Here is a 12,251-nt window from a genome sequence, read left to right on the forward strand (position 1 = left end):
TGATTATTTTAAAATCTGTGATATTTTTATTCCGATTTCAATGATTTGACAGGATTCATCAGGGCGGCTTTGATAGATTGGTAACTCACCGTAAACAAAGCAATAACGACGGTTACAAGCCCCGCTAGCACAAAAACCAAAGGATTGATGGTGATTTTGTAGGTGTATTCTTCCAACCATTTATTCATAATCCAGTAAGACAGCGGACTCGCAATCAGAAAGGCTAATAGCACTGGCGTAACAAATCCTTTTGACATCAATAACACAATTTGCCCTATTCCCGCTCCTAAGACTTTACGAATGCCAATTTCCTTGGTTTTTTGCTGGGCTAACGACGTGGCCAAACCAAGTAAGCCTAAACAAGTGATAAAAATGGTCAAGAACGCAAAACCTTGTGCCATAAACGATAACCGCTCTACACTTGCAAATTTTTCATTGTAAGCATCGTCCACAAAATGATACTCAAAAGGGTAATTAGGATTGTATTTCCTAAAAATGGCTTTTGCATTTTCTAGGTTTTCTTTGATAGGTTTTTCGGGGTTGTATTTGACATGAATCGCGTTGAAAAAATTCATTTTCGCCCCAGCAATTGTCACCGCATTCACTTCTCGAAAAGGTGATTGCATCACGAAATCTTTCACTACGCCAATCACCTGAAACTCCCAACCCCCGTCGGTGATTTTTTCGCCAATAGGACTTTTGAAGCCCATCATCTTTTTGGCTGTTTCGTTAATAATTACCCCCGAAGAATCGGTTGGATAGGTTTTTAAATCGAAATCGCGCCCTTCGATAATCTCTAAACCAAGCGTTTTTACAATTTGGTCGTCTGCTCCAAAACGGTCAATGTTCCTGTGGTCGTCTGTCGCTTTGCCCCGCCATTTCATTCCGCCTGTGTTACTCCACGTTTCGGTAATAGGTGAAAATGTTTTTACGACCGAAACCGCCACGTTATTTTTCAACAATTCAGCTTTTATGAGGTCAAAGTTTTTAGAAATATCGCCCTCTACGGGGTGATAGACCAGGTTTGCTTTGTCGTATCCTGATTTTCTGTTTTGGGCATAATCCAACTGTTGCTTGATAATCATGGTACAAGAAATGAGCAAAACAGAGAACACAAATTGACAGACGACGAGTATTTTTCTGGGAGTAATTGGAGAAGAGATATTGAAATAACTTCCTTTCAATACTTGCAAAGGGTCAAAACTCGAAAGGAATAGCGCAGGATAAGACCCTGCCACCAATCCCGTGACAACAACAAAACCCAACGAATAGGCAATCCATTGAGCATCCCACCAATCAATCACAATTTTGGACTCAATGAGTTGATTGAACGCGGGGAGGCTGACCATAATAATGCCAATTGCCAACACCCCTGCCAACAATGAGGTGAGAATAGACTCGGAATAAAACAGCTTAATGAGGGATAAACGGCTAGCTCCCGACGCCTTTCGGACTCCTACTTCTTTGGCCCGTTTGTCGCTTCGGGACGTGCTCAAATTCATGAAGTTGATGCACGCAATCAGCAATATCAAAAGGGCAATGACCGTAAAGTTGCGAACTTGCTCAATTTTACCACCTTCTTCCACTCCATTTTTAAAGCTTCCGTAAAGCCGCAATCGCTCAAAAGGATACACGAAGGTCTCCCAAGAGGCGGTTTCTTTGTCATACTGCTTTCTTAGATGTTTGACTTTTAAGTTGAATGCCTGAGCGTCAGTGTTCTTTTTTAACAACACATAAGTAGTGGTAGAGTTGTTGCCCCAGTGCAAACTCTCCATGTTATTGACTACCTTGAAACGCCACGGCACCAAACAATCAAAATTAAAATCGGTGTTGGTTGGAAGTGATTTCACTACGCCTGTCACCACAAAATCGCTTTCGTTATTGAGCTTGACGATTTGGCCAAGTGGCTCACTATTTCCAAATAATTTTTTGGCAAAATCTTGCGTAATTACCAAATTATTGACCCCGTTTAGGCAGGTTTTGATATCTCCTTTGAGCAATGGAAACGTGAATACGTCCAAAAAAGTAGAATCTACTATCTGAACCGTCCCTTTTATTTTTGTGTCTTTCGCTTGAACCAAATATTTGTCTGCCCAATCGACCCGCACCATTTTTTCAACTTCGGGATAGTCTTTTTGCAGGGCAGGCCCCATGGATTGAGGGGTAACGTTCCAGCTACTGGTCTTGCCTTTTTCAGTGACTTGATTCCACGCCTGAAAAATTCGGTCTCGGTTTTCGTGGGTGTTTTCAAAACTCATTTCGTCATTGACCCAAAGTAAAATCAATGCCGATGCCGAAAATCCAATGGCCAGTCCTAAGATATTGATGCTGCTAAAAGTCCTATCTTTCAGCAAATTCCGAAATGCGATTTTGAGGTAGTTGCGTAGCATGGGTCTATTCCGATTTCAATGATTTGACAGGATTCATCAGGGCGGCCTTAATCGACTGGAAACTAACCGTCAAAAACGCCAACAACATCGTAGCCACGCCCGCTGCCACAAAAATCCACCACGGAATTTCGACCCGAAACGCGAAGTCTTCGAGCCAAGTGTTCATCGCGAAGTAGGCCAACGGCGCGGCAATCAAAAAGGCGATTCCTACCAATTTCAAAAAGTCTTTGGAAAGAAGGCCCACGATGCTCCACAAGCTGGCTCCCAGCACCTTCCGAACGCCGATTTCTTTGGTACGCTGCTCGGCGATGTAGGTAATGAGCCCGAACAAGCCCAAACAAGCAATAAAAATCGTCAGAATGGCAAAAATGAGCGCAATAGTACCGACGCGCTGTTCGGCCTGATACATTTCGTTGAAAGAATCATCAAGAAAATGGTAATTGAACGGCATCCCCGTCGAGAGTTGTTTCCACTTTCCTTCGATTTGTTTTACCAATTGTTGCGACTCCAACGTATTGATTTTAAAAGCCATATCCCAGCCACTACGTCCGTACCGAAAGCACAAAGGGCCGACGTTTTCTCGCATCGACGAATAATGAAAATTTTTCACCACTCCAATAATCGTCAGCGTACTTGTTTCGGAAGCATTGCCAGTACCCGCATAGAGATTTTTGCCCACGGGGTCATCATAGCCTAACATCTTCGCCGTTTCTTCATTGATAATAATCGAGCTAGAATCTGCCCCGAATGCTTTGGAAAAATTACGCCCCTTGATGATTTCCATGCCCAAAGTCGGGATGTATTCTTCATCAATCACCCAGTTTTGCATATTAAACCCATTTTTTACGTCGATAACCGCCGTTTTAGAGTAAGTATTATCGCTGCGCGACGAGTTGGCCACGGGTAAATACCCTGCAAAAGCCCCCGCTTTTACCCCCGCCATTTTTTTGACTTCTTCCTTAAAAACGCGGTTATTTTCGCCCAACGACGACGTACCCGTCACCACCAACACTTGGTCTTTTGAAAACCCGAGGTTTTTGTGTTGGATGTAATTGAGTTGGCGGTAAATGATAAAGGTAGAAATGACCAATACCAACGACGTCACGAATTGGAACGTCACCAACGCATTTCGAAAATTAGAGCGTTTAAAATTGGCATTGAGCTTGCTTTTGAGCACTTCAATTGGCTTAAACGACGACAAGAAAAAGGAAGGATAATAGCCTGCCAACGCCCCAACGCCAAGCGGCAACGCCAATAAAAAAGGCAAGTACGCAGGCTGGTAAATCGTAGTCGGCGTAAATTCTTTGCCCGCAATTTGATTAAAATAAGGAAGCAATGCCGTCGTAAATACCAACGCAATACCAAATGCCAAATAACTCGTCAGTATCGACTCCGCCATAAACTGTCGAATCAAACTATTTCGTTCGGTGCCTAATACCTTCCGAATCCCGACTTCTTTGGCGCGGTTGGCCGAGCGAGCCGTACTCAAATTCATAAAATTGATGCAGGCAATGAGCAGTAAAAACAAAGCTACAATCGAAAAGATATACACATACTCGATATTGCCATTGACCCCAAACTCGTATAATTTGTTGGATTTTAGGTGAATGTCCAGCAGCGGCATCAGCGAATACTGAATGTAATTCCCCGCTTTTTTGAACTCGTCCATGCTTTTAATATCTATGAAAGCTTTGGCTTGAGGAAGAATATATTTGTTGATAAAGCCGTCAAATTTTTTCTCAAACTGCTTATAATCAACACCTTCTTTCAATTTAACATACGTATAAAAATTGTGACTCAAGAAGTTTCCAAAGGTGTAGTCCACATTTTTGAACGAAAAAATAATATTCGTCCGAAGGTGAGAATTCTGCGGTATGTCTTCATAGACCGCCGTTACTTTATACTCTTGGGGATTGTTAACTCCCGTCGAAAGGATTTTCCCCACCGCAGGGCCATCGCCAAAGTATTTCTTCGCTACCGACTTACTAATAGCCACTGTATTGGGGGCATTGAGGGCTGTTTTGCCGTCTCCTTCGAGCACATGAAGTGGAAAAACCTCAAAAAACGTCGAATCCGCATTTACGCAGTTGTTTTCTACCAAAAACTCATTGCCTTTTCGGATAAATCGGCGACTGTTTTGGGCGAACAAACGCACGTATTGCTCCACCTCAGGATAATCTTTTTTGAGCGTTGGGCCAAAAGGGTCGGAGCTCAGAGCCATTTTCATTTCGGTTCCCCCAAATTTGATGTCCGAATGTATGCGATAAATACGAGCCGCGTCTTTGAGGTAGCGGTCATAGCTCAATTCATCGACTACGTACAGCGAAATCAGCAAAAAACAGGTAAGCCCAATGGCCAACCCGAAAATGTTGATGATGCTGTATAGTTTGTTTTTGAGGAGGTTTCTCCAAGCGATTTTGAGGTAGTTCCGTAGCATGATGATATGATGGTTATGACAATGACGTAGAGACGTTGCATGCAACGTCTTTACTCCGATTTCAATGATTTTACAGGGTTGACCAAGGCGGCACGTAGCGCCTGGTAACTAACCGTTAGCAACGTAATGACCAGTGCACCAGCAGCAGCCACGGCAAACACCCACCACGAGATTTCAACTCGATAATCGTAGCCATTCAACCAATCATTGAGGTAATAGTACGCAATCGGACTGGCAATGAGGCTCGAAAGCAACACCAAGCCGACAAAATCGCGAGAGAGCATTCGCCACAAATTAGGCACGCTTGCGCCCAATACCTTCCGAATGCCGATTTCTTTGGTGCGTTGTTCGGCCACGAAGCTCGCCATTCCGAAAAGTCCCAAACACGAAATCAGGATGGCCAAGACCGCAAAGTAGAGCGAAAGCGTACCGATACGCTCTTCGGCCTTGAACTTATTACCGTATTGTTGGTCAATAAATTCGTACGAAAAAGGCACATTCTGTACGTACTTTTTCCAGATACGTTCGAGGGTGGCGATGGATTTACTTGAACTTTGAGCAGGATTGAGTTTGATGGTAAGATTATACAAATCCTTGTCGCGGGTATGGTACAACGACGGGCGCACGGGATAAAACGGCGACTCGGCCATAATATCGCTCACTACCCCAATAATGGTGTAAGGCTTACCATTCCATTTTAAAATTTTGCCAACGGGGTCTTTGAATCCCAAAAACTTCGCCGCTGCCTCGTTGATGATAAACGCCGCCGAATCGGTGGCAAACTCACGCGAGAAATCACGGCCTTGTTTGATTTTCCAGCCCACGGTTTTGCCCCATTCTTTGGTAACGCGGCTGTTTGGAAAATCAACGCCCAAATTCGGGTCTTTCCCTTCCCAATCGAAACCGCCGTTGGTATTCCATACGCCCGTAAGTGGGCTGTTGGACGCCGTCAATTCTTCAATTGCTCCCGCCGATTTTAGCTCCCCTCTGAATGCTTCAAAGTGATCCTGAATCTCTTTATCCATCCCCATGCTTATCAGGCCGTTGCGTTCGTAGCCAATGGGGCGATTTTTGGCGTGTTGAATTTGCTGATACACAACGATGGTTCCAATAATCAATACCACCGAAACCGTAAACTGAGTCGTTACCAATACCTTACGCGGAATAGCGGCCCATTTACCCACTCTAAACGTCCCTTTGAGGACTTTTAAGGGCTGGAAAGACGACAAGTACAAAGCAGGATAGCTTCCCGCCAATAGCCCTGTGAGTACAATAAAGGACAAACTAATCAGCCAAAAAACGGGGTTCGCCCAAGGAAGTTCTATTTTTTTATCGGCTACTTCGTTGAAAAACGGGAGACACAGCATGACAAGTAAAAGTGATACTACAAAAGCAAACACCACCACCATGTACGACTCCGAAAAAAACTGATTGATTAACTGCGTGCGAACCGACCCCACTGCTTTGCGGATACCCACTTCTTTGGCGCGTTTTTCGCTGCGGGCGGTGGCTAGGTTCATAAAATTGATACAAGCCAACATCAACACAAATACCCCAATGATACCAAACATCCATACGTAGCGAATGCTTCCGCCCGTGTTGATGCCTTCTTTAAACTCACTTTCCAACGCCCACTTGCTCATCGGATGCAAAAATGCCTCCCATTTGTACTTCAATTCTTCCTTATTAAGGTTGTTGGCTTTGACATTTTTAATGCGTTTCGATGCGACATCCATGGTCACATTATCAGCAACTTGAACAAAGGTTTGGCTAAAGTTGCTGTCCCAAGGATCTTCCATTGTTTTTACCCAGGGATTATCTATCAACCAAAGCGACCACGGCATGATGACCTTCACGTTGCGAAACGAGGTATTGTAAGGCAAATCTTCGTAAACGCCCGTCACTTTCACGTCGTAGGTTCGATTGATTTTTAGCGTTTTATCCAGCGGGTTTTGGTCACCAAAGAGCGATTTAGCCACCGATTCTGACAACATAATCGAATAGGGGTCTTTCAAACCAGCGTACGTTCCGTAGCGCATCTTGAGGCTAAGCATCTCAGGGGCACCTTCTTCAAAGTAAATCCCCGATTTTGTTACGTGGTTATCCCCTAGCGATAACACGTACGAGCCTTCCCACGAGGCTTGCACTACGTGTTTGAAGCTACTTCCGTATTTTGCCCGAATTTCGGGGCTCATTTGGGCAGGATTAGAGGTTTGGGTTCCCACTTTTCCGTTGAAAGTAGCGTGTTGCATAACCTGCGCGATACGCTCATAATTTTGGTGATAGGTATCAAACGACAATTCATCGTTGACCCAAAGTCCAATCATCATGGCTACTGCCATTCCCACCGCCAGTCCACCGATATTGATGAAACTGTACATTTTGTTTTTAGTGAGGTTGCGCCACGCAACTTTGAGGTAATTCCGTATCATGGTTGTAATAGGTTTATTCTGTTTTCAATGATTTCACAGGATTGACCAGGGCGGCACGAATGCTTTGGTAACTGACTGTCAGTATCGCAATTCCGATAGCGATGGCACCTGATAGCACAAACATCCACCATTCAATTTCAATGCGATAGGCAAATTTGGACAGCCATTGCTTCATTACGTACCATCCCAAAGGTGAGCTAATAACCATCGCCATCCCAACGAGCTTGACAAAATCAATAGAGAAAAGCCCAAAAATATGCGCCGTAGTCGCACCTAATGATTTACGAATCCCAATTTCCTTGGTGCGTGATTCGGCCATAAACGAGACGACACCGTATAACCCCAAACAGCCGATAAAGAGGGCAATCATTGCCAAAAGGCGAAAAAGTGCATAGCTACGTTCTTCCCCTTGGTAAAAATTGGCAAGGGTTTCGTCCAGAAATTCGTACGAAAAGACAAACTCAGGAAAGGTGCTTTGCCACGCGGTTTCTACCTCTTTCAGTAATTGACTAATACCTTTGACTCCTCCTTCTTGGCCTGCCAGTTTCATTCCTAAGGTAGTATAATTGCCTCGTTGGGTCGTCAATACGCTTGGTTCTACCTGATCACGGAGCGAAAACACGTTAAAGTCTTTTACAACCCCCACAATTTGTTTTTCAATATCCTCCCCAGCTACTTTCATTTTTTTCCCAATGATTTGTTCGGGATTCTGAAAGCCTAAGCGTTTTACAAATGTTTCGTTGACAATCAACTCTCGAATTGTATCAGCGGGCAGGTAATTACGTCCTGCCAATAATTTTAACCCATACGTCCGAATGTAAGAAGTATCTGCGGGACGCATCACGACGCCATAGTCGGGGTCTTTCTCTTGGTTTTCGAACCGAAAACCAGTACTCCAGTTGAATGCAGAAGATGGCGTTGTCATCGAAAAACTAAGCGATTGGACACTGGGTAAGCCTGCGAGTTTAGCCCGTAGATTTTCCAACTGACCTAGGTCATTTCCAGGAAGCTTTACTGTCAAAATAGCATCGCGGCTAAAACCCAAATCGGCCGAACGGAAATAATCCATTTGGTAATACGCAATGATGGTACCGATGAGCAAAAATTGAGACACTGCAAACTGCCCAATAATTAACCCCCGACGCAACGTAAAATAATGCGCCGAGCGGGTTGTTTTCATTTTTCCTTTAAGGGCTAAAATAGGCTGATAACCCGACAGAATCAGCGCAGGATAGAACCCCGCCAGCACGGTAGTGAGCACGCCAAGTCCTGCCAAAAAGACCAATATGACAGGGCTAAATAAGCTTACAGCCCCTGTTGGAATATTTAATAAATCACCGACGTAAGGCCATGCAAGCTCTGCCACTAAAAGAGCCAGCACCACGGCAATGCTTGTCAATACGCTCGTTTCGCCCAAAAACTGTCGTAACAGCTGACTACGAGTGCTCCCCAGCACTTTTCGTACGCCTACTTCCCGCGCCCGACGAATTGCCTGAGCAGTCGCCAAATTGACGAAATTGATACAGGCCGTTACCAAAATAAAAATGCCAATCAGGGCCATCGCCCAAATCATTTCGATGCTGACACTACGTCGAGCAAAGTTAGTAGTATTCGTTGCGAAGTGAATGTCGGTCAGTGGTTGTAACGCATACTTAAACTTCTTGGCATCCTCTGGAGAATGGTATTTTTTTACGAAACTGACCAATTGACTTTCCATTCGAGCCAAAGTGAGCGATGGAGGCAACAACAAGTAAATCTGCGCCCCACCATAGCTCGATTTCCAGTCGTCGATGGGAGAAGTATTTCCAAACGCCACCACAGAAGCATGGGTCAGAAAGACATCGAAGGGAAAACTACTGGTAGCAGGCGGCGCTTGCACAATACCCGTCACCACAAAATCCATCTGGTTATCTATCCGAATTGTTTTGCCCATTGGGTCGGTATTCCCAAAATACTTACGCGCCATTCGCTCCGAGAGTACCACCGTATTCGGGTTAGTGAGCGACTGCGGGCTACCTTTTTTCCATTCATAATCAAAGAGATTGAAGTATTCAGGTTCGGCAAATGTAATAACTCCATCAGGCTCCTGAAACCGTTTTTTCTCCGTTGCAGCAGTTCCTCCTACCGATACTACCGCTCTTCTCACACGGCTTACCATCGTCAGTTGGTGTTTCAATTCGGGGAAATCGTTTCGTAGCGCTGCCAATGCGGGGAAGGTAATTCCAGTGTTTGGCGTTTCGGGAGAACTTTTAGAGACACCAAGCATTCGATAAATACGGTCAGCATGACGATGATGACGATCAAAACTTAGTTCATACCGAACTGCCACAAACAAGACCACGCAACAAGCCAGGCCCAAGGTCAGACCTAAGACATTGATGACAGAGTAACTCCAATTACGTTTTAAAGCACGAATGGCTGTTTTAAAATAACTTATAAGCATTGTTTTTTTTATTTCAGGTGGACGCCCCGTAGGGACGTATGGATTATTCTGTTTTCAATGATTTCACAGGATTCATCAACGCTGCTTTGACTGCCTGAAAACCTACCGTTAGCAATGCAATCACGATGGATAATAGCCCCGCTACTGCAAACAACCACCAGCTAAGTGCGATGCGAGAGGCAAAATCTTTCAGCCATTGTTCGGTCAAATACCACGCAATCGGCGATGCAATCAGAATCGCAATAAGCACCAACTTGAGGAAGTCTTTGGACAACAATGCCATGATTCCAAGCACCGAAGCTCCTAGCACTTTACGAATTCCGATTTCTTTGGTGCGCGATTCGACGGTGAAAGTGGCCAAGCCGAACAATCCTAAGCAAGCAATAAAAATCGCCCACAACGACGCCGTCGTGAACATACGGCTGTATTGTTGTTCAGAAACATAAAGTTTGTTGTAATTGTCATCCACAAAAGAGTAATCAAACGGATTGCCAGGGAAATAGGTCTTGTACAACTTATCCAAGGCTGCTATTTTTTCAGGCATTCGGTCGGCGGTCAATCGGATGGTGAAATAGGTGCTGTTGTTTTGGGGGTAAAAAATGATAGGGTCAATCGTTCTTTTCAATCCTGTATGATGGTAGTTTTTCACCACCCCGATTACGTCTAAATAACGCTCATCCCACTTGATTTTGGTGCGAAGGGCTTCTTCTGCATTGGCAAATCCTAGTAACTCAACCGCTCGCTCGTTGAGCAATACTTTACTATTTTGGTTCCAATCTACGTCGCATTCGGCGGGGGTAAAGTTCCGACCCGCTTTAAGGTCGATTTGGTAGGTTTTTAGAAAACGGTCGCCAATAATGGCAAACGAGTACGAAATCAGTTCGTCGCCTGGTTTGGATTTGGGTTGCGTAAAACCTGCGGTGGCAAAATTGTACCAACCACTCGGCACCGCCCCTGAGGTCGCGTAGTCTTTCACAAACGTTTGTTGCGTTAGCTCGTTCTGAAACGTCGTTTGGCGCACTTTATAGGTCGCATCTTTGCCTACTTCTGGCCCACGAACCACCAACAATTGCTGCGGATTTAGTCCCAAACTTTGCGTTTGCATGTGGTGTAGCTGACGATAAATAACGAGCGTTGTAACAACCAAACACACCGAAATAGCAAACTGAAACACCACCAGCGATTTCCGAAGTAGTCCTCCCCCCGACGTTTTGGCCAACTGCCCTTTCAGGGTTTTGATAGGGTTGTAACTGGAGAGCAAAAAGGCCGTGTAGCCACCCGAAAGTAGGGAGCCAAAGAGCAAAATACCCAGTCCCCACGCCCACACCGACGTAGCGCCCAAGGAGGCAAAAGACAACGGCGTCCCGATAAGTTCATTAAAAAATGGCTGAAGTAAGACTACGATTAGCAGAGCCAATCCAAAACTTAGGAGATTGACCAACAGCGATTCGCCCAAAAACTGCCGCACCAAATGGCTTTGCGTTGCGCCTACCACTTTCCGAACTCCCACTTCGTTGGCGCGTTTGAGCGACTGAGCCGTCGAAAGATTGACGTAGTTGAACCAACCAATCACCAGAATCAAAAACGCAATTCCGCCCAACATATAGACGTATTTTAAATTACCCTGCGTGAGGTAGGTATCGTTCAATGAAGCCGCCAAATGCACATTTTTGAGAGGTACCAGTCTAAACTTTACGCCGTCATTTTCTTTGCTGAGTTCGTTTCTTAGGGCTGTTAGTTTTTTCTCAAACGGTACAGGATTCGCCTTTTCGTTGAGTTGAAAGAATGTATTAATATATTGGTTATCAAGATTTTCTAAATTAGCCCAATCGTTTCCGTGCAAGTTGGCGGGGTTACGCAAGGTTTCCAACGAAAACACCATATCGTATCGAATGTCTGAGTTAGTAGGCATATCGGCATAGACCCCTTCTACCGTAAAAGGGTTGGTGTCAAATTGATTAGAAAGCATCAACACTTTTCCCAAAGGGTTTTCGGTACCAAAATATTTTTTGGCATAAGAGGCTGACAAAAACACTACGTTTGACTTTTCCAATGCCTTGAGAGAACCTGCAGTAAGTGGAAAATTGAAAAACGAGAAAAAATTACCTTCGGCGTAGCTGATGTTGGTTTCGCGGAATGCTTCGGTTTTAGCACCTTCACGCCGCACAATGCCTTGCGCCATTCCGTCCGCAAAACGACAATAGTCTTTGATTTCGGGAAAGCGTTGTTTGGCGCGCGTAGCCCAGCCTGGTTCTACCTCACTCCACATGCCACCTTTGACATCTTCGTTGAGAAGTCGATACATGGAAGGCGCATTGGCATGAAACTGGTTAAAACTCTTTTCGTGGCTTACGTATTGTAGAATCAGTAAAAAAGCCGCGATACCCATCGCCAAGCCAGTGATGTTGATAAAACTATACACTTTGTTTCGGAGCAAGTTCCGAAAAGCGATTTTTAGGTAGTTCTGTAGCATGGGATGTTCAGGTTTATCCTCTTAGTCCCAAATGCCATACCAGAAACACAATTCACTGTAAATCAATTTTTTACAC

General features: G+C 44.7%; 5 protein-coding genes. All 5 read right to left on the bottom strand.

Going from position 1 to position 12,251, the window contains the following annotated elements; all coding sequences use genetic code 11:
- Window positions 1-26: 26 nt before the first annotated feature.
- From AC23N5_RS04515 to AC23N5_RS04535, 5 genes are read right to left on the bottom strand one after another with little or no spacing between them, the layout of a single operon-like run.
- On the bottom strand, window positions 27-2,390 hold the full coding sequence (locus tag AC23N5_RS04515) for an ABC transporter permease (protein WP_487754618.1): 2,364 nt from the start codon (window positions 2,388-2,390) through the stop codon (window positions 27-29).
- Between the two features lie 4 nt (window positions 2,391-2,394).
- The gene (locus AC23N5_RS04520) at window positions 2,395-4,827 is read right to left on the bottom strand and encodes an ABC transporter permease (protein ID WP_487754619.1); all 2,433 of its coding nucleotides are present in this window, start codon (window positions 4,825-4,827) and stop codon (window positions 2,395-2,397) included.
- Window positions 4,828-4,877: 50 nt separating this feature from the next.
- Window positions 4,878-7,259, bottom strand: a complete 2,382-nt coding sequence (locus AC23N5_RS04525; protein WP_487754620.1) for an ABC transporter permease — start codon at window positions 7,257-7,259, stop codon at window positions 4,878-4,880.
- Between the two features lie 13 nt (window positions 7,260-7,272).
- A complete protein-coding gene (locus AC23N5_RS04530; RefSeq protein WP_487754621.1) occupies window positions 7,273-9,702 on the bottom strand; it encodes an ABC transporter permease in 2,430 nt (809 codons plus the stop codon).
- Between the two features lie 43 nt (window positions 9,703-9,745).
- The gene (locus tag AC23N5_RS04535) at window positions 9,746-12,175 is read right to left on the bottom strand and encodes an ABC transporter permease (protein WP_487754622.1); all 2,430 of its coding nucleotides are present in this window, start codon (window positions 12,173-12,175) and stop codon (window positions 9,746-9,748) included.
- Between the last annotated feature and the right edge of the window lie 76 nt (window positions 12,176-12,251).

This window comes from Runella sp. R5_40 (genome assembly GCF_057652295.1).